Genomic DNA, 22,494 nt, shown 5'->3' with positions numbered 1-22,494 from the left:
GGCTCCCGGCGGACGCGTCCCACCCCGTACGATGGCCGTATGTCCTTCCTCCGCCGCCGTAGCGCAGCCACGCCCACCGGTCCGGACTTCGACGTTCTCGCGATGGACCCGGGGGACTGGCCCGGTGACCTGGGGGCCGGGCTGCTGCCCGGGCCCGACGGGCGGTGCCAGGGCATCTACCTGCGCTACGACCTGTTCGGCGGACGCGGTCCCGCCATGCTGATCGGGAACCTCCCGCCCGGCTCGCCCGCCCGCGAGCTGGCGGAGGGCCAGGTGCCCTTCGAGGTGGCGCAGCTGCTGGCCGCGCTCGGCAACGACGAACACGCCGAGGTCACCGAGCTGGAGGACACCCCGGTGATGCAGGGCGACGGCCTGCTCATCGTGCGCCGGATCAAGATCTCCGAGTCGCGGGTCGCCTGTGCCCAGTTCGACCGCAGTGACGGTGTACAGGTCACCATCGCCACCTGGGACCGGCCGATCACCGATGATCTGTACCAGCTGCTCAAGCCGCTGCCCGCGGAGATGTTCCAGGCCGGCTGAACCACCGGGCACCGCGGTATGCGCGAGGCCGGCCGGGCAGCAGCCCGGCCGGCCTCGTCGTGTTCTCCGCGTCCGGCTCCGGTCAGGGCGCGCCGAGCAGCGACGGCAGCAGCGTCACGTCGTCGGCCCTGACGTACTCGATCCGTGCGCCGAGCTGGATCTCGTAGTACAGCTGCTTCCCGCGGACCACCTGGTGGCTCGCGGGGTCGAAGGTCACCGCGTAGTAGTACTCGCCGTGCACCGCGCCGCCGACCACGTACCGCTGCCCTGCGGGCACCGTGTACGGCATCGGGGTCAGGGACTGCACCGGGACGCCCGCCGGGAAGGCCGACGCCTCGGGGTAGGCGCGGCCGTAGACCGGGATGGTGTCCAGGCCCTTCTTCGGGGTGATCACCAGGCCGAGCGCGTTCACCGCGGTGGGGTCACGCCGCGGGTTGTGGAACCACGCCTTCTGGCCGAGGTACCAGATCGCCGTCCAGTCGCCCTGCCGGCCGGCCACCGCGAACTGCTGCCCGGCCGTGGCCCGGGCGCCCATGTCGTTGACGCCGGTCGTGCTCGCGCCGGTGGCGCCGTGCAGTCCGATGTCCCGCACCAGCGGCGCGTCCTGGCTGGGCGCGGAGTAGAGCCGTACCGCCGCCGAGCCGTGCGCCGGACAGGTGTCGCCGGCGGTGACGCAGCCGGTGTAGACGGGCTGGTTGGTCTCGTAGTCCGGGTCGATGGTCACGATGCCGCCCCAGGAGCCGGCCGTCGCGTGGATCGGGGCGCCGAGCAGCTCCATGTAGTGGCCCCAGTCCCAGTACGGGCCCGGGTCGGTGTGCATTCCGGAGATGTACGAGCCGGTGGGGCCCGGCACATTGTCGTGACCGAGGATGTGCTGCCGGTCCAGCGGGATGCGGTACTTCGCCGCCAGGTACTTCACCAGCCGCGCCGACGAGCGGTACATCGCCTCGGTGTACCAGGCGTCCGGATCGGTCAGGAAGCCCTCGTGCTCCACGCCGACCGACTTGGCGTTGGTGTACCAGTTGCCCGCGTGCCAGCCGACGTCCTGCGTCTTCACATGCTGGGCCACATGGCCGTCGGACGACCGTACGGTGTAGTGCCAGCCCAGATACGTCGGGTCCTGGACCAGCTGCATCGCGGTGTCCCAGTAGCCCTCGGTGTCGTGGATGACGATGGTGTCGATCTTCTCGTCGTGCGGGCGGTCGGCGAGGTCGTAGTTGCCGTAGTCCCCGCCGCCGGTCTCCTGGTAGGGCGCCGGCACCCACTCGCAGCCGAGCCCCGGCGGGCACTCGGTCCCGGTGGCGTTGGTCCGGCGCAGGCCCACCCGGGCCGCCTGGCCGGCGGCCGGCCGCAGGGACGGCAGCGCGGCGAGCCGGATCTGCTGACCGGTGTCGGTGGTCCGGACCTGGCCCTGCCGGATGACGTCGAAGACGTCGTCGGCGAAGGACGTGGCGGTCGCCCGGTCGTCGGCGCCGGAGTAGCGGGCGACCGCCGCGTACCAGTCGGCCGGGTCGTCGCTCAGTGCCTCGCCGAGCGACTTCTGGGCGCTCGCCAGCAGGGCGGCGCCGCCCGCGACGTTGTCGGCGGGGTCCGTGCGCAGCGCGTCGGCGGGCAGGCCGGTGAGAGCGGCGGCCCGGTCCAGGGTGGTCAGGCTCGCCGGGAGGGCCGCGATGTCGGGCGCCTCGATGGTGGCCGAGGTGATCAGCGGCCGGGAGTCGTCGCCGCGGCCGTCACCACCGTCGCCGACCGCGGAGCCGGGGAAGTCGGTGAGGGCGGTACGGGCGTCGGTCAGGTGCATCGGGCCGTAGCCGCCCGTGACGCTCGGCATGCCCTGGTGGCCGTCCCAGCGGGACTCCAGATAGGACACGCCGAGCAGCACGCTCTGCGGCACGTGGTAGTGCTCCGCGGCGTCGCCGAAGGCCCGCTGGAGCGGGCTCGTCGCGGCGCCCGGCTCCGCCTGTGCGGCGTGCGCGGTGCCGAACACCGGCAGCAGTGCGGCGGCTGCGGCGACGGCGGTCACCGTACGCGGCAGCCGCCGGGCGCGGCGTCTGCCGGACGGGGGAGCGTTTCCTGGCACGGGGCCTCCTCCATGGAATACCGGTCGAACAGGCATCACAGAGGTACCGGCCGGCACAGGGTCCGTCAACTATCCGTCAACAGGCCGTATACGGTGTCGCCTTCGTCGTCGTCGCACTTCAGAGTCGGTTCCGCGGAAGTTTCGCGGCGACAGGGCGCCGACCTGCCAGGCATCAGTGGTGTGGACCGGTGCGGCGGACCGGGCGGGGCGGACACCGTACGGCGCAGGTCGCCCAAGCTTTCGCCCGCGCCGCCGGGTCTGACGGCAGGTGGCCGCAGTGACGATTCGCCCGGCCGGCGGTACTCCTCGCCCGCTCAACGGGTCCCCACCGCCGCCCGGACCGCTCCGCGGGCCATGCCGCAGTCGTCGTGCAGCCGGCGCAGCAGCAGCCGCTGCTCCTCGCCGGTCTCGGCGGCGCCCGGCGGCACCGGGCCGGTGGCCCGCATGGTGCGCTGCACGGCCATCTCGTAGGTGCGGATCTCCCGGGTCAGCACCAGCATCAGGTTCACCAGGAAGGCGTCCCGCGCGGCCGGGCCGGGTGCCTGCGCCTGCTGGCTGATCTGCCGGCGGGCCGCCGGGTCGTCGCCGAGCACCGACCAGAGCACCGCGAGGTCGTAGCCCGGCAGATACCAGCCGGAGTGCTCCCAGTCGACCAGCGAGGGCCCGGCCGGGGAGAGCAGCACATTGGAGAGCAGCGCGTCGCCGTGGCAGAACTGCCCCTGTGCGTGCGTCAGTCCGTGCAGCAGCTTCTGCAGGTCGCCGAGGTCCCGGTCGGTGAGCAGCCCGAGCTCGTGGTAACGGCTGATCCTGGAGGGGTAGTCGATGGGCGCGTCGAAGGAACCGGTGGGCGGGCGCCACATGTTGATCCGGGAGTACGCCGACAGCGCGGCCCGCACATCAGCGCGGGTGGGGGGCTGCGAGGGGTGCCGCTGCGGCGCGACCACCCGTCCCGGCATCCGCTCCATCACCAGGACACAGCTCTCCGGATCGGCCGCGATCAGCCGGGGCACCCGGACCGGCGGCCGGTGCCGCACGAAGGTGCGGTAGGCGGCTATCTCCTGGCGGAAACGTTCCGTCCACGCGGGGGAGTGGTCGAGCAGACACTTGACGACCGCCGGAGCGCGTCCCGAGCTGCCGATCAGCAGTGCGGTACGGCCGCCGCGGCGCAGCAGCTGGACAGGGGTGAACTCGGGACAGATCCGCTGCACCGCGGCCACCGCGGTACGCAGCTGGCTGCCTTGGGGACCGGTCAGGTCGAGCCTTCCGCTGAGCGGATGGGAGCCGGCCGCCAGACCGCGCCGGACCGCGGTGGCCTGGCGGGGCCTGAGCACCGGCTCGGCGACCGACGGGTACACGGGCCGGGGCGGAGCGGACACGGAGGACGATGCCGGATACATGACGGAGAGCAGATCCCTTCGTGTGCCTACGAGTTCAGGGGCGCCGCCGCGGCGGGCCACGGCGCGGGGTCCGGGTGCCGGGCCCCGCCTGCCGGGCGCCGCACCCTGGGGAATGCGGTCCCGGCCGGCGGGGCCGGTCCGTCCTCGCGCCGGGTCCTCCCCCGACGGTCCGGCGAAGGACCGTACGGAGCCCGGCTGTTGCCGGGCGGGGTGGCGCTTTCCTACCTGACACCCCGCCGCGGGTGGCAGACCATCTGGCGCACCCTGGCGAACCCTGGCGAATAGTCGCGGGGCCCATGTCAGCGGGATTACTGTCAACTGTGCCGAGGAACCTGGGGGCTTGACGTGGGCAATGAAGCCAACACCCGACTCGCGGACCTGTTCGGCCTCACCGGCTGGTCCAAGGGCGAACTCGCGCGGCTGGTCAACCGGCAGGCGGCGGCCATGGGCCACCCGCAGCTGGCGACCGACACCTCGCGGGTACGCCGCTGGATCGACACCGGTGAGTCGCCGCGCGATCCCGTGCCGCAGGTGTTGGCCGCGCTGTTCACCGAGCGTCTCGGCCGTGTCGTGACCATCGAGGATCTCGGGTTCGACCGGCGCCGGCAGACAGGAAAGAGACAGACCGGAGACGGCCTGCCATTGCCGCAGCCGGAGCGAACCGCGGAGGTCCTCACCGAATTCACGGGAATGGACCTCATGCTCAACCGACGCGGTCTGGTGGGCGCGGGCGCCGCGCTCGCCTCCGGTTCCGTACTCAGCACTGCCATGTACGACTGGCTGCACACCGATCCGGCCCTGCGGGCCGACGCCCCCGTAATGGACCACCCGCTGCGAGCGGACCCCGCCGACCACGACCGCTACGAGGCGGCGCCGATCGGTGCCCAGGAGATCGAGTCCCTGGAGCACTCCGTCGAGGTCTTCCGCGCCTGGGACGCCTCCCGCGGCGGGGGCCTGCAGCGCAAGGCCGTGGTGGGCCAGCTCAACGAGGTGGGCGGCATGCTCTCCTATCCCCATCCGCCGCATCTGCAGCGGCGGTTGTGGGGTGTGGCCGCCAACCTCGCGGTCCTGGCCGGGTGGATGTCCCACGACGTGGGCCTGGAGCCCACCGCTCAGCAGTACTTCGTGCTCGCCGCGCACGCCGCACGCGAGGGCGGCGACCGGCCGCGGGCCGGTGAGGCGCTGTCCCGCGCGGCCCGCCAGATGGTGCACCTGGGCCGGCCGGAGGAGGCCCTCGATCTGATGAGCCTCGCCAAGTCCGGCACCGGGGACGCCGCCCCGCCGCAGGCCCGCGCGATGCTGCAGACCATCGAGGCGTGGGCACAGGCGTCCATGGGCCGCGGCCAGGAGATGCGGCGCACCCTCGGCGAGGCCGAGGACCTGTTCGCCTCTGACCGGAACGAGATCGAACGTCCCAGCTGGATGGCGAACTTCGATGAGGCCGATCTGCACGGCATGCAGGCCCTGGCGTACCGCACGCTGGCCACCTACGAACCGTCGGCGGCGGCGCGGGCCCAGATCCACGGCAGGGAAGCGATCAGGCTGCGTACCGAAGGCCATGAACGCTCCACCATCTTCGACCTGCTCTCCCTCGCCGCCGCCTGCTTCATCGCCGGCGACCCCGACCAGGGCGACGCCTACGCGCGCAGGGCGCTGCTGACCATCGGGCAGACCTCCTCGCACCGCACCTGGGACCGGCTCCACGAGATGTACCTGCTCACCGGCCGGTACGCCGGCCAGCCGCGGATCCAGGACCTGCGGCAGGAGCTGGAGGCGGCGCTGCCCCGGCGCAAGGGCCGCGGCACCCGGAGCGCCCCGAAGAGCACCCGGAGCAAGGGGACGGGCCGGATGTCCGTATGATCCGTATGACCGGCGAGAACGACGAAACGGGCAGCACCGATCCGGCCGGAGCGGCCGGCCCGGCCGCAGCACCGTCCCCCGGGGTCCAACTCGCGTGACGCCGGCCTGACGCCGAACGGGCCGGACCGAACAGAGCAGTTGTCACCGCGGGTTACCGGGCGACGGGCATCACCCGGTGTGCTCAGGCGATCCTTGCGATCAGTACGCAGGCGTCGTCCTCGCGCTCCGGAATGCCGAACTCCTCGGCCACCAGCCGCACGCAGTCCTGTGCGGACTTCGCGGTGGCGAACAGCGGTGCCATCGCCAGCAGGCGGTCGGCACCGCTGTGGGTGCCGGCGGCGGTGTCGGCGCTCCTGCGGGGGATCAGCCCGTCGGTGTGCAGCACCAGCAGGTCACCGGCCGCCAGTTGCTCGCCGGCCTGGGCGTACTGCGCGCCGGAGGTCGCGCCGAGCAGCACACCGTCCGGCGGGTCCAGCGCCCGGCCGATCCCGTTGCGGAAGAGCAGCGGCGGCGGGTGGCCGGCCTGCGACCACTGCAGAAGCCGGGTGTCCGGCTCGTAACGGCAGCACAGCGCGCTGCCCAGGGCGGGCTGCGGGGAGGTGTCGAGGAGTTCGTTGAGCCAGCCCATCAGCGGGCCGGGCTGGAGGCCGGCGACGGCCATCCCGCGCAGCGCCCCGAGCAGCATCGCCATGCCCGAGGTGGCCGCCACGCCGTGGCCGGTCAGATCGCCGACGGTGAGTAAGGAGGAGCCGTCAGGCAACTGCATCGCGTCGTACCAGTCACCGCCGATCAGCGCACTGGTCCCGGAGGGGAGGTAGTGGGCGGCGAGGTCCATGGTGATGGGGCCTCCGTCCTGCGGGAACCGCAGGGTGCCGCGCCACGGGGGGAGCACGGCCTCCTGCAGCTCGACCGCCAGCCGGCGCTCGGTCTGGGCGATGCGCCGCTGGCGCTCCAGGGAGTCACGGGTCTCCCGGAGCGTGCGCTGGCTGCGCCGCAGATCGCTGACGTCACGGATCACCGCCCACATGGACACCGTCCCGCCGTCGGCGCCGAGCACCGGTTCGCCCACCATGTGCACCGTACGGACCGTGCCGTCCGCGCGCACGATACGGAACTCGCAGTCGATCGGCCGTCCGTCGACCAGGCAGCCGGTGACCATCTCGGTGAGCAGCTGCTGGTCCTCGGAGAAGAGCCACGACGGCAGCTCGTCGAGCGTCAGCGGGCCCTCCCCGGGCGATCGGCCGAAGATCCGGAAGAGCTCGTCCGACCACTGGACACCGTCGGTGAGCAGATCCCACTCGGCGCTGCCCGCCCGGCCCAGCGCGCCGACGGTCCCCGGGTCGGGGAGCGGTATGCCCGCGGAGAGGTCCAGCGCTCCGCCGTCGGGTCCGGCGTCCGTTGCGAAGCCGTCCTTGAGCTGGCCGAGGTGGGTACCCAGGTCGTCCAGCTGGTGGACGGCCAGGTCGCACAGGGCCCGCTGCCAGCGCAGCTGAGGATCCTCGGCGGCGACGGCACTGTCGCGCAGCACCGCGTCCACCCGGGTGCGCAACTGACGCGCCTGGGAGATCAGCGCGTCCACAGCACCAGGGTCCGGTGGCTGCGCTGCGGTGTGATCCGCGTGCGTGGGGGACGGCATGACGCACTCCGAAGGTGTCTGCCGGCACGCCTTACGGCGGCCGTGGCGGACGGGAAGACCGGTAACGACTGTTGCACAGCGAGCGATGGGCTGTAAGGGTTTCCGCGATACCCGTTCTGCCGGTGCTCCTGGCATATGCCAATCGCCTGGCGGGCCGCCGTCCCCCCGGAGGACACCACGCGCTCCCCCCCCACGGGCGGCCAGGGGCCGCCGCGGACCGCCCAGGGGGAAGAGAACGCCCGGAAGCGACATCCCGCCCCCGGACTCGGTAGGATTCCGCCGCCCGTCCCCACGGAATCCTCGCTACCGCCAGGTATGGAATGCCCGGCGCCCGGCAAGGATGCCGGGCACCGGCAGCGGAAATCCCGTTGCCATGATTCCCCCCGCACCGGATGCTGACCTCATGTTCGACCCAGACATAGCGCCCAGTGGCACCCTTCTCGGCCTCCTGCAGAGAGGACGTGGAGACGGGCCCCTGCATGCCCTGGCGGCGCCGCGGGCGGAGGCCCTCGCCGCCCTTGAGGCATGCGTACTGCGCGACCCCCGCCTCGACTGGCGGGTGGAGTCGCGCTCCCTCTACTACGCGCGCCTGTACTCGGACCTGGAAGGCCCGCTCGACGGGATCGAACAGCACCTCTTCCACCCCGACGACCTGATCGCCCCCGACGAGCACCGCTGCGGCCTGGCCCTGTCGGTGCTGGGGCACCTGGCCGGCTACGGCCGCCGCGACGCGCTGCGGCTGCTGCGGCGCTACGCGGCGACCGGCGGCTGCTGGGAATGGGCACTGGACGAACTGGCCGTCCGCGACGACGACGAGGCCGCGCTGCGTGCCCTCGGCCCCGCCGTGGTGGCCCGCTTCCCGCACACCCCGGAAGGCGAGGCCGAACTCGCCCGCGCGGTCCGCGAGGCCTACGAGCCCCGGCCCTGGCAGCTCTGGGCCGAGGACGGGGCCCACCCCGGCACCGCGGCGCGCGTCCGCCGGGCCCAGGAACAGGTCTCCTTCGACCGCTGGCAACGCCAACTGCGGCCGGCCGGACCCACCCCCGGCTGGAGCGTCGGCGCCGTGCTCGTCTGGGCCCAGGAGGGCCTGGCCGCCTATCCGGCGGTCGAACGCGACCAGCCCGCCGCCCGCTGCCTGGCCGCCGTGGCAGGCCCCGAGGACCGGCCCACCCTGCTGGAGGCAGCCCGGCAGGGGCCGTCCGCCGCCCGCGCCGCCGCGCTGCGCCATCTCACCGACCGCCGGGACCCCCAGCGGCTGGACCTGATCGAAGCCGCCGCCTGCTGCGGCGACGAGCGGGTGGAACGCGCGGCCCTGGAGTCCTTCGAACGGCTCAGGGACGACGACGCCATGGCCCGCGCCCGCGCCTGGGCGCCCCGCACCGACCCGCTCGGCTCCGCCGCCGCCCGCATCCTGGCCCGGCACGGCGGCCCGCAGGACGCCGGCCTGGTGCTGGCGGCGCTCCGCCGCACCGTACAGACCGGCGGCGCCGACGCCGACGGGCTCGACGCCCTCGTGGCGGGCGCCGGGCGGCTGGCGGCCGGCGCACCCGGTCACGAAGGACAGCTCACCGCCTGCCGCGCCGCACCCGTCCTGCGGCACCTGTACCGGGAGACCTCCTCCTCGCAGCTGCGCGGCACCGCCGCCCAGGCGCTCGCCGCCGCCGACCCGGGGTTCGGCGCCGGGTTCGCCGTCGAGTGCCTGTGGGACTGTGAGGAGAGCACCCGCGAACTCGCCGCACACAAAGCCGCGTCCGGGGACGTCAGAGTGCTGACGCAACTGCGCCGGCTGGCCGCGGATCCCGCCGAGGAGGCCGAGGTGCAGACCGCGGTACGCGGCCGGCTCAGCTCCGGCGGTCCCGGCCGGTGACATTCCGTCCGACGCGGTTCCGGCCGGTGACACCCCGTCCGACGGCCGCCCCGCCACCGGATCCCGCCGCGCCCGGGCGGCCGGCCACCGCCCGACCGGAACGCCACGGGCGCCCCAGAGGTTCCGCCGGGTGAGCCGCGATCCAGAAGCTCATGGGGCGTTTCACTGAGGGAAAGATCCACGTGGCCCTGACAACTTCAAATACGGCGACAACCACCGTATGCGAGTCGCCATCGTCACCGAGTCCTTCCCGCCCGACGTCAACGGAGTGGCCCACTGCGCGCTGCGCACGGCCGAACACCTCGCCCGGCGCGGCCATGACCCCCTGGTCATAGCGCCGGCCGGACCGCAACTGCCTGAACCCGGCCAGGACCCCTGCCCGGTCGTCCGCGTCCCCTCCCTGCCGCTCCCCGGCTACCCGCAGGTGCGGGTGGCGCTGCCGGGCCGGCGCACCGCCGCCGCCATCGCCGCGCACCGGACCGACATCGTCCACCTGGCCAGCCCGTTCGTCCTGGGCGTCCGCGGTCTGGCCGCCGCCACCCGGCTGCGCATCCCCGCCGTCGCCGTCTACCAGACCGACCTGGCCGGTTACGCCAAGACGTACCTCAACGCCGGCGAGGCCGCCGCCTGGCGCCGGATCCGCGGCGTGCACACCGGCGCCGCCCGGACCCTGGCCCCCTCGACCGCCTCCGTCAGCGCACTGGAGGGCCAGGGCGTGCCCCGGGTCCACCTGTGGCCGCGCGGTGTCGACTCGGTCCGCTTCCACCCCGGCCACCGCGACGAGGAACTGCGCCGCGAACTCGCCCCGCGCGGCGAGCTGATCGTCGGATACGTCGGCCGGCTCGCGGCCGAGAAGCAGGTCGAACTCCTCGCCGAGGTCTGCGCGCTGCCCGGCGTGCGGGTGGTCGTCGTCGGCGACGGACCGAGCCTGCCCGGCCTGAAGACCGCGCTGCCCGGCGCGGTCTTCCTCGGCCGCAGAACCGGCGACGACCTCGCCCGTATCTACGCCTCGCTCGATGTCTTCTGCCACACCGGCCCGTTCGAGACCTTCTGCCAGACCGTGCAGGAGGCGATGGCCAGCGGCGTGCCGGTGGTCGCCCCCGCCGCCGGCGGTCCGCTGGACCTGGTCGACCACGGGCGGACCGGACTGCTGGTGCCCCCCGGTGACGCCACCGCCGTCCGCGTCGCGGTCCAGATGCTGCACGCCGACCCCAGGCTGCGGGTCCGCTTCGCCGCCGCCGCCCGTGCGGCGGTGGCCGCCCGCACCTGGGAGGCCGTCGGCGACCTGCTGCTCGACCACTACGCCCAGGTCCTCGTCGAGCGCCAGGCGGTGGCGGCATGAGCACCCCCACCGCCCCCGCCCCGTACCCGCGTGAGCCGGAGCGGGGCCTGCGCATCGTCCGGCTCGCCAACTTCGTCACCCCCGTCTCCGGCGGCCTGCGCACCGCGCTGCGGCACCTCGGCGAGGGGTACGCCGCTGCCGGCCACGAACCCGTGCTGGTCATCCCCGGCGCCGGCCGCAGCGACGAACTCACCGCACAGGGACGGGTCATCACCCTGCCGGGACCGGAGATCCCGGGCACCGGCGGCTACCGGCTGCTGGCCCGCAGGGCGCCCCTGGAGGCACTGCTGGAGTCCCTCCGGCCGGACCGGCTGGAGGTCTCCGACCGCACCACCCTGCGCTGGACCGGCGAATGGGCCCGCCGGCACCGCGTCCCCGCGGTGATGGTCTCGCACGAGAGCGCCGACGGAGTGCTCGGCACCTGGGGCCTGTCGGCCGGCACCGCCCGCCGCGCCGCCGACGCCCTCAACCGCCGTACCGCGCTGTCCTACACCAAGGTGGTGTGCACCACCGCCTGGGCCGCGGCGGAGTTCGAGCGGATCGGCGCCCGCAACGTCGTACGGGCCCCGCTCGGCGTGGACCTGGAAGGGTGCCACCCCTCCTACCACGACAAGGCGGTGCGCGACCGGTACGCGGGCGGCGCGCAGGTGCTGCTGGTCATGTGCTCCCGGCTGTCCCCGGAGAAGAAGCCGGACACCGCCCTGCACACCCTCGCCCGGCTGCGGGCCGAGGGCGTCGACGCGGCCCTCGTGGTGGCAGGCGACGGCCCGCTGCGGGCCCGCCTGACCACCCACGCGCGCGTCAACCGGCTGCCCGTCACCTTCCTCGGCCACGTCAAGTCCCGCGCCGAACTGGCCGCGATCCAGGCCAGCGCCGATGTGGCGCTGGCCCCCGGCCCGGTGGAGACCTTCGGTCTCGCCGCCCTGGAGACGCTGGGCTGCGGCACCCCGGTGGTGGTCAGCTCCCGCTCCGCGCTGCCCGCCCTGGTCGGCCCGGCCGGCGCCGCCGCCGACACCCCCGCCGAATACGCCGCCGCGGTACGGCGGCTGCTCGCCAGGCCGGTCGCGGACCGGCGCGCCCAGGCCCGTGCCCGCGCCGAGCTCTACACCTGGTCGGCCGCGGTCGACGCCTTCCTCACCGCACACGGAGCGGCCCTCGACCGGGTCTCCGAACGGATGCCGTCATGACCGCCGAGAGGAGCGCCGTACGGTTCGCGGTGCTCGGCGACTCGCTCAGCGAGGGCATCGGCGACCCGCTGCCCCGCGGCGGATGGCGCGGCTGGGCGGTGCTGCTCGCGGAGGGGATCACCGAACGGCCGCAGGACACCGTGGTGGTCAACGCCGCCTCCAGCGGCGCCCGTACCGGCGATGTGGCCGGCGAGCAACTGGCCACCGCGCTGCGGCACCGGCCGCACCTGGCCTCCGTCGTGGCCGGCGGCAACGACACGCTCCGCGGCGGTTTCGACATCGAGGCCGTCGCCGGCGACCTGCACCACGCGATCGGCGCGCTGCGGGCCGCCGGGGCCGACGTGCTCACCGCGTGCCTGCCCGACCCCGGCACCGTGCTCAACCTGCCCTGGCCGCTCGCCAGGCCGCTGGAGCGGCGGATGCGGGCGCTCAACGACACCGTGCACGCGCTGTCCGCGCACCACGGCGCCCTGCACGTGCACGCCGCCGACCACCCCTGGACCACCAGTCCCGGGGCGCTCAGCGCCGACCGCCTGCACCCGAGCGAGACCGGGCACCGGCTGCTCGCCCGGGACTTCCACGCCTGCCTGGCCGCGGCCGGGGTCGCCACCGGACCGGCCCCGCAGCCGGAACCGGACGGTGCGCCGCCCGGTCCCGCCGCCTCGGTGTGGTGGATGGCCACCCGCGGCACCCGATGGGTCGCCGACCGCTGCACCGACCTGCTGCCGGACCTGCTCCGGCTGGCCTGGGAGGAGTACCGGCACGTCCGCCGCGGCACCGCGCCGCTGCTCGACCTCGCCGCGGCCGAGGCCACCGCCCGTGCCCTGGACGGCCTCGGCCTGACCGGGACGGCGCCGGCCGGCTACACCAGGCGGGTGGGGGCCACCGGTACGAAACGGATCCTCGTCCCCGGCGGCGACTGGGCGGCGGCCGGAAGCGAGCCCTCGGGCACCACACCGATGACCGGATAACCGCCGGTGGTCGGATGATCCGAGAGAAAGACGACAGGGCGGCCGTCGGGAGGCACCTGGACAGCGCCCAGCACCATGCCCTCGCTGGGCAGTTCGCCGTCGCGGGCCCGGTCAAGAGCCGGGCCCAGCGTGCGCAGGCCGATCCGGTTGGACTGCGGGGAGACCCTGTACGCGCCCTGGGCCAGCGTCCTCAGGGCGCCGGGCGCGAACCAGTCGTCCCGCGGCCCCGGCGCCAGCGGCAGTACCAACTCCTCGGCGAACCCGCCGTACAACGTCACATCGGCGGCCCCGCTGCCGCCGCGGACCGGTCCCACCGGCAGTTCGTCACCACCGGCCACCGGCTCGGGGCCGAGCCCGGAGAGCAGATCCGTCGACCGGCTGCCGAGTACCGCCGGCACCTCGATCCCGCCGGACACCGCCACATAGGAGCGCAGACCGCGTACCGCCGCGCCCACGTCCAGCAGCGCGCCCGCCGGGACCCGCACCGGAGCCCCCCAGGCGGCCGGCCGGCCGGCCAACCGCACCGGGCACGCGGCACCCGTCACGGCCACCACGACCGGCTGCGAGGGCCGCAGCGCACAGCCGTTCAGCGTCGTCTCCAGTGTGGCCGCACTCTCCGCGTTGCCCACCAGCCGGTTCGCCAGCCGGTGCGCGGGCAGGTCGAGGGCCCCGGAGCGCGGCACGCCGAGGTGCGCGTGGCCAGGGCGGCCGAGATCCTGCACGGTGGTCAGCGCACCGGCCCTGACCACCCCGAGGCAGGTGCTCTCCCGGGCGGTCACCGGGCCGCCACCGCGGTGAACCGGACCTCGGTGCCGGGGGCCAGCAGCGCCGCCGGCTCCCGCCCCGGGTCCCACAACTGCGCGCCGGTGCGGCCGATCAGCTGCCAGCCGCCGGGGGAGGGCCGCGGATAGACACCGGCGTACGGCCCGGCCAGCGCGACCGAACCCGCGGGCACGGTCGTACGGGGCGTCCTGCGGCGCGGGACGTGCAGGCGTTCCGGCAGACCGGTCAAGTAACCGAAGCCGGGGGCGAATCCGCAGAAGGCGACGCGGAAGGGCGTGTCCTGGACGATGTCAACGGCCGCCTCGGCACTCACCCCCCAGAGCCCGGCGACCTCCGCCAGATCGGGCCCGTCGAACCGCACCGGCAACTCCACGGCCGGCGCCTCACCCGGCACCACCGGGGGTACGTCCCAGCACGTCACGTCCACCGCGAAGGCCCGCGGGTCCGCGAGGCCGCTGAGCAGCACCGTCCGGGCGGCGGGCACGATCTCGGTGACCTCGGCGAACTCCCCGGCCGCCCGCCGCCGCAGCAACTCGGCGTGCAGCGCCTCCGCCTGCGCACCGTCCGCGGTCTCCACCAGGACTGCCCGGGCACCGGCCGGCAGCACACGGACGTCCAGCCTCATCCGCGTCCCTCCGCGCCGGTCGTCCGGACGCCATACGGCGCGCCGGAGGTACACGGACGCTGCCCATCGCGCCCGGCCCTCATACGAACGCCGCCACGCGCAGCCCCGCCGACTCCAGTGCCTCGCGGACCTGGGCGGCCAGCCGGGCGGCGCCGGGCGTGTCGCCGTGCACGCACAACGACCGGGCGCCGACCCGCACCCGCTCCCCGGTCAGCGCGGTGACGGCGCCCTCCCCGGCCAGCGCCACCGACCGGGCCACCACCGCGTCCGGGTCCTCGATCACCGCGCCCGGCTCGCGGCGCGGCACCAGCGTGCCGGCCGCCGTATAGGCCCGGTCGGCGAACGCCTCACCGACCGTCGGCAGCCCGGCCGCCGCCGCCTCGGCGAGCAACCGGGAACCCGGCAGCCCCAGCACCGGCAGCCCGCCCGCGAGCCGGACGCCCGCCACCACCGCGGCCGCCTGCTCGCTGTCGTGCACCGCCCGGTTGTAGAGCGCCCCGTGCGGCTTCACATAGGACACCGCCGAGCCGGCCGCGCGGGCGAACACCTCCAACGCGCCGATCTGGTAAGCGACTTCGGCGGCGAGTTCGTCCGGCGGCACATCCATCGCGCGCCGCCCGAAGCCCGCCAGGTCGCGGTACGACACCTGGGCGCCGATCCGCACCCCGCGCTCGGCCGCCAGCGCGCAGACCCGCCGCATCGTTTCCGGGTCGCCCGCGTGGAAGCCGCAGGCGACATTGGCGCTGGTCACCACCGACAGCAGCGCCTCGTCGTCGGTGAGGTGCCAGCGGCCGAAGCCCTCGCCGAGGTCCGCGTTGAGATCGATGACCGCATCCGCCATGATGATCCGCCCGGTGTCGTTTCCGTCGTCCGCACGATCATGGCATGCCCGCCCCGTGGGGGTCCGTGCCGTTTCGTGCGTTGTCGGTGGCACGGCTTAATGTGTGGTGCGTGACCACCACCGTCCCGTACTCGCTGCCGGGCGCCGCACGCCCCGCGCCGGGCCCGGCGGCCGACGAAGGCCTGGCCCGCAGGCTCAAGGCACTGGCCTGCACCGCGCCGCTGCACGACCTGGACGCCCGCAAGGCGAATCTGGCCGGCGAGTACTCGGTGTACGCGATGGCCGAGGTGGCCCTGGCCGCGATCGACCTGGTCACGCTCAACATGGACTTCGACACCGGCGCGGACCACGACCAGATAGTGGCCAGACTCCTGCCCAGGGTCGCCGCCCAGGCCCCGGACCGCCGCCACGCCGAGCACGAGCGGGTCGCCCGCTGGGTGCTGGAGAACCTGATCAACGTCGGCAGCGCGGACCGCGGATTCCGCGCCGTGTACGGCACGTTCGACCCCGACGGCGCCTATGTGCGGCGGGACTACGACTTCAAGCTGGTCGAAGAGGTGCCGGGCCCCGGCGGCACCGTCTATCTGCGGACCACCGACGAAGCGGTCAACGTACTGGTCGGCGCGCTCGACACCGACGTCACCAGCGCCCAGATCGCCGCCGAGGTCAAGCTGGAGGTGCTGATCAGCCGCGGCCGGCTGGCCGACGCCCAACTCGCCGCCGAACAGGCCCGCTACCGCACCGTGCAGTACGCCGAGACGCTCCGGCGCACCCTGGAGGCCACCCGGCGCAACGTACGGGCGGTCGACTGGCTGCGGCAGGTGCCCGACATGATCGCCGAAGCACTCGACCACGTCGCCGACCGGTACCGCCACGAGAACGCGATCCTCACCAACATCCGCAAGGCACGCGACGAGGCGGAGGAGCCCGAGCACAAGCGGCGGGCCGCCGAACTGGTGGACATCGTCAAGGACTGCATCCGCCGGCACACCCAGCTCCAGTCACGGCTGCTGGAGGCCGGGCCGCTCTTCCGCGCCGAGCAGGACCGGCAGGCGTTCGCCGCGCCCCCGGCCCGGGCCGGGCTCGACCTCTACGGTCAACTGGTCGCGCCCCTGCTGCCGTTGCCGGTGGAGCAGGCGGCCCGGGTCACCGACGCCTTCTTCGCCCGCGGGGCCGGACTGCGCACCCCGGCCGCGGTCCGGGTCGCCGACCTCGTCGAACTGCTGCTGACACCCCCGGTCGAACGCGAACACCTCGGCGCCGAGATGCCCGAGCCCGACCTGGTCGCCACCCCGGACGACTCCCGTTTCTCCGAGGAGCAACTGGAGTCCGCTCTGGAGCTGCTCGACCTCCCGCACGACGCCCCCCGGCGCCTGTCCGGTCTCCTCGCCGAGGCCCGCCGCCGCGACCCCGACCTCCCGTACCTCCTCGCGCTGCTCGCCGTGCACGCCGCCTCCCCGCCGGTCGGCACCGCCCACCGCCAGGGCGAGCCGCACATCCTCTTCGCCGTCGACGACGGCACCCCCCTGGAGGACCCGGAATTCGCCGGCGCCGACCTCATCCTCGGCACCGCCCGCCTGTCGGCCCGCCCCGCGGAGCCGGCATGACCCGGGACGTCCTGCCGGGGCCGGACGCAGCGCGCAGGACCGGGTCCAGTGAGGAGAGCGGCACATGAGTGAGACAAGCGAGACCGGGACGGTGCCCGGGGCCGGGGTCACCACCGGGGACGTGGCCGACGCCGCGCGCCTGGTGGGCTTCGGACTGCAGCCCAGGACGGTGCCCGCCCGCGACGTCGAGTACGGGGATCTGGTGCGGCGGTACCGGGAGGAGCCCGCCTTCGCCCGGCTGGTGGACGCGGTGGCGACCGGACTCGGCCTGGTCGTCCTGGAGGTCTCGCCGCGGGCGGGCATGGCCGTCGCGGCCGGCGAGGACTCCCTGTTCGCGGTCCGGATGGGCGACTACGCCCGGCGGGCCGCCTCCGACACCGGGGACCGGTTCCTGCACGGCCTCGCCCACCTCGCCGCGGCCGCCCTCGCCTTCCCCCGCCCGGAGGACCTCGCCGACGACGGCTACATCGGCCGGATCACCGTGCACGGCGTGGACGCCTTCGTCCGCCAGGCGTGCCGCCGGCTGGAGGAACGCGCCGACGAGTCCGGCCTGAACACCGACCCGGCCAGCGACGCCCCCGGCCTGGAGGCGGCCTGGCGGGTGTGGACCCGCCGCAGCGCGACCGGCGCCACCAAGGACGCCCGGCGGCTGGCGAGTTCCACCACCGGCATCATCGGCAAGGCCGTCGCCTTCCTGGTCGACTCCGGCTTCCTGCAGCGCACCGGCGACGAGTCCGGCGGCACCTACCGCACCACCGCCCGCTACCAGTTGCAGGTCCGCGACATGGCGGGCAGCGCCGCCATGGCCGAACTCCTCGACCTCGGACTGGTCCCGGTCGGCGACGGCACCGCCACCCTGCTGCCGGCCGCCCAGGACGACGAGCCCGGTCTGGCCGTCGACGCCGGCCTGCCCTTCCACGCCCTGCCCTGACGGAATCCACGACCCGACGAGAGTCCGCCGCATGTACGAGCTGTCCCGCATCCGCCTCTACTCCATCGGCCCGGCCGGCGCCCGCTACGCCGACACCGTGCTCGATCTGCGGGGCGTCGGCGAACCGGTGCCGCGACCCGCCCCCACCCAGGGTGAGTTCTTCGCCGACGAGCCGTCCGGGCCGCCGCGCCGCCCGGCCCCCGCCGGTGTGCTCTTCCTGGAGAACGGCGGCGGCAAGTCCGTGCTGCTCAAACTGATCTTCTCGGTGATGCTCCCCGGCCACCGCAACACCCTCGGCGGCGCCAGCTCCGGTGTGCTGCGCAAGTTCCTGCTGGCGGAGGACTGCGGCCACGTGGCCCTGGAGTGGCAGCACACCCTCACCGGTGAACTCGTGGTGGTCGGCAAGGTCAGCGAGTGGCGGGGCCGCCAGGTCTCCCCGGACCCGCGGAAGTTCGCCGAGGCCTGGTACTCCTTCCGGCCGGGCCCGGGGCTGAGCCTGGACGCGCTCCCGGTCGCCGAGTCCGCCGCGGTCCGGCCGCTCGTCGACGGGACGTCGGGTGCGCGCGGCCGGCGCCGCACCATGAAGGGCTTCCGGGACGCGGTGACCGAGGCCGGGAAGGCCTACCCGCACCTGGAGGTGGTCTGGGAGGAGATCCACGACCGCTGGAACGAACACCTCGGCGACCTCGGCCTTGACCCCGAACTCTTCCGCTACCAGCGGGAGATGAACGCCGACGAGGGCGAGGCGGCCGGTCTCTTCGCGGTCAAGAAGGACTCCGACTTCACCGACCTGCTGCTGCGCGCCGTCACCGACACCCGCGACACCGACGGCCTCGCCGACCTGGTGCACGGCTTCGCCGGCAAGCTGGGCCGCCGCGCCGAACTGACCGCCGAACGCGACTTCACCGCGGGCTCGCTGGAACTGCTGGAACGCATCATCGCCACCGCAGGCACCCGCGACCAGGCCCGCGCCGTGCACGCCCAGTCCGAGCGCCGCACCCGCGCCCTGACCCGGCGGCTGTCGGCCCGCGCCCAGCAGGAGCGCGGCCGGTCGGCCGAACTCGCCCAGCACATGGCCCGGGCCGCGCACCTGGTCACCGACGCCGAGCAGGCCCGCGGCAGCAGCGCCCTGATCGCCGCCGAACTCGCCTACCGGCACGCCGCACTGGCGCTGGCCGCCGCCGAGAAGGACGCCGGCGCGCTGCGCCGCGAACTGGGCGACGCCCGCACCCTGCACGCCGCCTGGCAGACCGCCGAGACCGTACTGCGCCACCGCGCGGCCGGTGACCGGCTGCAGCGGGTCACCGCGGCCATCCGCGAGGCCGAACGCGACGCCGCCCCCGCGCTCGCCGCCCGCACCACGGCGGCCGGCGACCTCGTACGCGCGCTGCAGGCCGCGGCCGCCCGCGCCGAGGAGCAGGCCGACGCGGAGGAGGAGCGCTCGGCCGCACTCCAGGCCCTCTCCGAGACCGCGCACCACGACGCGACCACCGCCGCCACCGAGGCCCAGCGGGCCCGCAGCGAGAGCGAACACCTCGGACAGCGCCTCGCCGAGGTCGAGCAGGAGACCGCCGACGCGGTACGGGCCGGCTGGCTGGACGACTCCGCCCCCGACGCCGACCCGGCCAGGGCGGCGCTGGCCGCCGCCGACGCGGAGAAGACCGCGGAGGCCCTGGCGCGGACCGCCGCCGAGACCGCCACCGGCGCGGTGGCCAGGGCCCGGGAGGCCGCGTCAGCCGAAGCCCGCGCCGAACTCGCCGCCGCCCGCGCGGCGGACGCGCTGGCCACCGCAGAGTCCGCGCGCTCCGCGGCCACCGTCGCGGCCACCGCCCTGACCGCCGACCCCCGCCTCGCCGCGCTCCTCAGCCTCCCGGCGGCCACCGCCGGCACACCGGCCGACGCCCCCGGCGCGCCGACGATCCCGGCCGCCCGCACCTCCGGCGCCGGCGCGCCCGCGAGGTCCGGCGACGGGGACTCGGGCGCCGGTCCCCTGACCACGGACACCGGCCCCAGGTCCGCCGCCACCGCACGCCAGGACGACCCCGGCGGCCGGCCGGCCCGCACCGGCGACACCCCGCTCACCCCGGCGGAACTCGACCTCTTCGCCGACTCCCTGCGGGAACTGCTCGACGACTCGGTGAGCACCGCGGAGCGGCAGCTGTTCGAACTGCGCACCGCGGCGGCGGACGACGCCCGCATCCTCGGCGCGCTCGGAGACGGCGGACTGCTGCCGGCCGGCCCCGACGTCCTGGCCACCGTCGAGTACCTCGGGGAGCACGGCGTCCCCGCGCTGCCCGGATGGCGCTACCTCGCCCAGGCGGTCGACCCGGTGGACCACGCCGTGGTGCTGGCCGCCCGCCCCGAACTGGTCGACGGCGTGGTGGTGACGGACCCGGACACCTACGCCCGTGCCAAGGACGTACTGGCCCAGGCCGCCCTGCTGCCGCGTTCCACCGTCGCGGTGGGCACCGCCGCCGCCCTGCTCGCCCCGCCGCCCGCGACCGGCCCCGCCCAGGACATCTACCTCGTACCGCCGAACCCGGCGATGCACGACGAACTGGCCGCCGACGGTGAACGGCAGGCGCTGCGGGCCAGGGCCACCGCGCGGGAGGAGGAGATCCGGACGCTCGCCGCCCGGCTCGCCCACGACCGGACCCTCGCCGCCCGGCTCGCCTCCTGGCGCACCGCCTGCCCGCAGGGCCGGCTCGCCGAACTGGCCGCGGACGTGGCCGCCGCCAAGGAGACCGCCGACCGGGCCCGTACCGAACTCGCCGCCACCCGCGAGGAGCGGGCCGAGGCCGACGCCGCCGCCGCGGAGGCGGCCGGTGAGAACGACGTACGCCGCACCGCCGCCGAGCAGGCCCGCCGCAGGGCCGACGCGCTCGCCGGACTCGCCCACCGGCTGCGCGAGCGGGCCAACTGGCAGCGCCGCAACCGGGAACTGGCCGCCGACGCCGCTGAGGCGGAGGCCCGCGCCGAGGCGTGCCTGGCCCGGGCCCGCGCCGCCGACGAGGACCGCCGCGCCGCCCAGCGTGCCTCCGACGACGCCCGCCGCACCGCCAGGGTCCTGCGCGCGGAACGCTCCGAGATCGCCGGCGCCCCCGAGGACGGCCCGGACACCACGGCCACCGCGCCCTCGGCCCAGTCGCTGCCCGCCCTGCGGGAGGCGTACCGCGCCGCCTCCCAGGTCTACGAGAAGGTCGGCGTCGGCGCCGACCTGCGCGCCGAACAGGCCCGCGCGGAAAGCACCGAGAACGCCGCCCTCGCCGAACTCGAACGCCTCACCAACAAGGTCCGCAGCCGGGCCGCCCGGCTCCTCGAAGGCCCGGACGGCGCCGACGGCCCGTCCCGGCAGGCCGCCGCGGCCCGGGCCGAACAACTGGTGCAGACCCTGGAATCCCGCCAGTCCATCGCCAGTGAGCGCCTCGGCCGGCTGCGCGGCGACGCCGAACGCCTCGCCCCGGCCGACGGCGACGCGCACACCGAACTGCCGGCGGAACTGCGCCCCCGCGACGCCGAGCACGCCCAGGAGCTACTGCGCGCCGCCACCACCGAACTGGCCTCCCGCACCGAGGCGCTGGAGCAGGCCAGGACCGCGCACGCCGACGTCGTCAGGTCCCACCGGGCCGCCGAGGACGCGGCCGGCGGCTTCGACGAGATCGCCGCGACCCTCCGTGACCTGCTGCGGGACGGCCCCCAGGCCGCGGCGGAGGACGAGGAACCGGAGCCGTACCCCGGCAGCCCGGAAGAGGCCCGGCAGGCCGCCGCCGAGGCCCGGCGCGGCCTGCGCGGCTGCGCCGCGGACCTGTCCACCGCCGAGACACAGCTGCGCGAGGCCGCCGACGTCCTCATCCGGCACGCCAACGCGGTCCGCTACGAGCAGGTGCGCACCCCGGCCCGCCAGCAGATCAGGGAACTGCCCGCCGCCGCGCTGCCCGACCACGCCGCCGCCTGGGCCACCGCCTTCGCCCCCCGGCTGCGGGTGCTCACCGACGAGCTGAGCCAGCTGGAGCGGAACCGCGACAGCATCGTGGACCGGCTGCGCGGCCTGGTCGAGTCGTCGCTGGCCACGCTGCGCTCCGCCCAGCGGCTCTCCCGGCTCCCCGAGGGGCTGGGCGAGTGGTCAGGGCAGGAGTTCCTGCGTATCCGCTTCGAGGACCCCGACCAGGCGGTGCTCTCCGAACGCCTCGGCGAGGTCATCGACGAGGCGACCAGGGCCGCCGTCCGCAAGAACTCCGACCTGCGCCGGGACGGTATGACGCTGCTGCTGCGGGCGGTCGCCGCCGCGCTGGAGCCCCGCGGTATCGCGGTGGAGATCCTCAAACCGGACGCCGTACTGCGCGCCGAGCGGGTCCCGGTCGGGCAGATGGGCGACGTCTTCTCCGGCGGCCAGCTGCTCACCGCCGCCATCGCCCTGTACTGCACCATGGCCGCGCTGCGCAGCAACGACCGCGGGCGGGACCGGCAGCGGCACGCCGGCACCCTCTTCCTCGACAACCCCATCGGGCGCGCGAACGCGACCTATCTGCTGGAACTCCAGCGGGCCGTCGCCGACGCGCTCGGCGTGCAGCTCATCTACACCACCGGACTGTTCGACACCACGGCGCTCGCCGAATTCCCGCTCGTGGTCCGGCTGCGCAACGACGCGGACCTGCGGGCCGGGCTGAAGTACATCAGCGTGGAGGAGCACCTGCGCCCCGGCCTGCCGGTGCCCGATCCGCACGGCGAGCAGGTGCACGGCGAGATCACCGCCACCCGGATGTTCCGCCGCCCCGCGGAAGCCGCGACGGCCGGCGCGGGAACCGCGGAACCGCGGCCGTGACACGGTGC

At 75.0% G+C, this 22,494-nt stretch carries 15 protein-coding genes; 9 read left to right on the top strand and 6 right to left on the bottom strand.

Going from position 1 to position 22,494, the window contains the following annotated elements:
• Positions 1–39: 39 nt before the first annotated feature.
• Entirely contained in the window at positions 40–540 is a 501-nt protein-coding gene (locus tag OG552_RS03025; protein WP_329129337.1) for a hypothetical protein, read from the top strand.
• Between the two features lie 82 nt (positions 541–622).
• Here the strand turns inward: OG552_RS03025 and OG552_RS03020 are convergent, their stop codons facing one another.
• Entirely contained in the window at positions 623–2,653 is a 2,031-nt protein-coding gene (locus OG552_RS03020) for an N-acetylmuramoyl-L-alanine amidase (RefSeq protein WP_329129335.1), read from the bottom strand.
• A gap of 278 nt (positions 2,654–2,931) precedes the next feature.
• Entirely contained in the window at positions 2,932–4,014 is a 1,083-nt protein-coding gene (locus tag OG552_RS03015; RefSeq protein WP_329129333.1) for an aminoglycoside phosphotransferase family protein, read from the bottom strand.
• A 345-nt stretch (positions 4,015–4,359) separates the two neighbouring features.
• On the opposite strand from OG552_RS03015, the gene OG552_RS03010 reads away from it, so the two are divergent.
• Positions 4,360–5,874, top strand: a complete 1,515-nt coding sequence (locus OG552_RS03010) for a DNA-binding protein NsdB (protein ID WP_329129331.1) — start codon at positions 4,360–4,362, stop codon at positions 5,872–5,874.
• Positions 5,875–6,055: 181 nt separating this feature from the next.
• On the opposite strand, the gene OG552_RS03005 is transcribed toward OG552_RS03010, so the two are convergent.
• Positions 6,056–7,510, bottom strand: a complete 1,455-nt coding sequence (locus tag OG552_RS03005) for a PP2C family protein-serine/threonine phosphatase (protein ID WP_329129329.1) — start codon at positions 7,508–7,510, stop codon at positions 6,056–6,058.
• A 403-nt stretch (positions 7,511–7,913) separates the two neighbouring features.
• Here OG552_RS03005 and OG552_RS03000 point away from each other — a divergent pair, with 403 nt between their 5' ends.
• The 4 genes from OG552_RS03000 (at position 7,914) to OG552_RS02985 (ending at position 12,877) form a co-directional block, all read left to right on the top strand.
• On the top strand, positions 7,914–9,377 hold the full coding sequence (locus OG552_RS03000) for a HEAT repeat domain-containing protein (protein ID WP_329129327.1): 1,464 nt from the start codon (positions 7,914–7,916) through the stop codon (positions 9,375–9,377).
• A 220-nt stretch (positions 9,378–9,597) separates the two neighbouring features.
• On the top strand, positions 9,598–10,719 hold the full coding sequence (locus OG552_RS02995; protein WP_329129325.1) for a glycosyltransferase family 4 protein: 1,122 nt from the start codon (positions 9,598–9,600) through the stop codon (positions 10,717–10,719).
• Positions 10,716–11,906, top strand: a complete 1,191-nt coding sequence (locus OG552_RS02990; protein ID WP_329129323.1) for a glycosyltransferase — start codon at positions 10,716–10,718, stop codon at positions 11,904–11,906. Before OG552_RS02995 ends, OG552_RS02990 begins: the two co-directional genes overlap by 4 nt.
• A complete protein-coding gene (locus tag OG552_RS02985; RefSeq protein WP_329129322.1) occupies positions 11,903–12,877 on the top strand; it encodes an SGNH/GDSL hydrolase family protein in 975 nt (324 codons plus the stop codon). Before OG552_RS02990 ends, OG552_RS02985 begins: the two co-directional genes overlap by 4 nt.
• On the opposite strand, the gene OG552_RS02980 is transcribed toward OG552_RS02985, so the two are convergent.
• The 3 genes from OG552_RS02980 to OG552_RS02970 all read right to left on the bottom strand — a co-directional run bounded on the left by OG552_RS02980 (position 12,769) and on the right by OG552_RS02970 (position 15,126).
• Positions 12,769–13,656, bottom strand: coding sequence for a biotin-dependent carboxyltransferase family protein (locus OG552_RS02980; RefSeq protein WP_329129320.1), 888 nt, complete (start codon positions 13,654–13,656; stop codon positions 12,769–12,771). The genes OG552_RS02985 and OG552_RS02980 overlap by 109 nt on opposite strands.
• A complete protein-coding gene (locus OG552_RS02975; RefSeq protein ID WP_329129318.1) occupies positions 13,653–14,285 on the bottom strand; it encodes a 5-oxoprolinase subunit B family protein in 633 nt (210 codons plus the stop codon). The genes OG552_RS02980 and OG552_RS02975 overlap by 4 nt, the downstream gene beginning before the upstream one ends.
• Positions 14,286–14,364: 79 nt before the next feature.
• Entirely contained in the window at positions 14,365–15,126 is a 762-nt protein-coding gene (locus tag OG552_RS02970; RefSeq protein ID WP_329129316.1) for a LamB/YcsF family protein, read from the bottom strand.
• A gap of 110 nt (positions 15,127–15,236) precedes the next feature.
• On the opposite strand from OG552_RS02970, the gene OG552_RS02965 reads away from it, so the two are divergent.
• The 3 genes from OG552_RS02965 to OG552_RS02955 all read left to right on the top strand — a co-directional run bounded on the left by OG552_RS02965 (position 15,237) and on the right by OG552_RS02955 (position 22,486).
• Positions 15,237–16,733 (top strand): hypothetical protein, encoded by a 1,497-nt coding sequence (locus OG552_RS02965; protein WP_443070857.1) that lies wholly within the window; start codon positions 15,237–15,239, stop codon positions 16,731–16,733.
• A gap of 64 nt (positions 16,734–16,797) precedes the next feature.
• Entirely contained in the window at positions 16,798–17,664 is an 867-nt protein-coding gene (locus OG552_RS02960; RefSeq protein WP_329129314.1) for a hypothetical protein, read from the top strand.
• A gap of 31 nt (positions 17,665–17,695) precedes the next feature.
• Positions 17,696–22,486, top strand: coding sequence for a hypothetical protein (locus OG552_RS02955; protein WP_329129312.1), 4,791 nt, complete (start codon positions 17,696–17,698; stop codon positions 22,484–22,486).
• Positions 22,487–22,494: the final 8 nt, after the last annotated feature.

It is taken from the genome of Streptomyces sp. NBC_01476, from assembly GCF_036227265.1.
Classification (GTDB): Bacteria; Actinomycetota; Actinomycetes; order Streptomycetales; family Streptomycetaceae; genus Actinacidiphila.
The sequence above is the reverse complement of the archived record's forward strand: the minus strand, read 5'-3'. Positions and strand labels throughout refer to the sequence as shown.

Excerpts from the sequence above, each read along its gene's own strand:
- OG552_RS03025 (WP_329129337.1), top strand. The coding sequence starts at position 40 with ATGTCCTTCCTCCGCCGCCGTAGCGCAGCCACGCCCACCGGTCCGGAC.
- OG552_RS03020 (WP_329129335.1), bottom strand. The coding sequence starts at position 2,653 with ATGCCTGTTCGACCGGTATTCCATGGAGGAGGCCCCGTGCCAGGAAAC.
- OG552_RS03015 (WP_329129333.1), bottom strand. The coding sequence starts at position 4,014 with ATGTATCCGGCATCGTCCTCCGTGTCCGCTCCGCCCCGGCCCGTGTAC.
- OG552_RS03005 (WP_329129329.1), bottom strand. The coding sequence starts at position 7,510 with ATGCCGTCCCCCACGCACGCGGATCACACCGCAGCGCAGCCACCGGAC.
- OG552_RS03000 (WP_329129327.1), top strand. The coding sequence starts at position 7,914 with ATGTTCGACCCAGACATAGCGCCCAGTGGCACCCTTCTCGGCCTCCTG.
- OG552_RS02995 (WP_329129325.1), top strand. The coding sequence starts at position 9,598 with ATGCGAGTCGCCATCGTCACCGAGTCCTTCCCGCCCGACGTCAACGGA.
- OG552_RS02990 (WP_329129323.1), top strand. The coding sequence starts at position 10,716 with ATGAGCACCCCCACCGCCCCCGCCCCGTACCCGCGTGAGCCGGAGCGG.
- OG552_RS02985 (WP_329129322.1), top strand. The coding sequence starts at position 11,903 with ATGACCGCCGAGAGGAGCGCCGTACGGTTCGCGGTGCTCGGCGACTCG.
- OG552_RS02975 (WP_329129318.1), bottom strand. The coding sequence starts at position 14,285 with ATGAGGCTGGACGTCCGTGTGCTGCCGGCCGGTGCCCGGGCAGTCCTG.
- OG552_RS02970 (WP_329129316.1), bottom strand. The coding sequence starts at position 15,126 with ATGGCGGATGCGGTCATCGATCTCAACGCGGACCTCGGCGAGGGCTTC.
- OG552_RS02960 (WP_329129314.1), top strand. The coding sequence starts at position 16,798 with ATGAGTGAGACAAGCGAGACCGGGACGGTGCCCGGGGCCGGGGTCACC.
- OG552_RS02955 (WP_329129312.1), top strand. The coding sequence starts at position 17,696 with ATGTACGAGCTGTCCCGCATCCGCCTCTACTCCATCGGCCCGGCCGGC.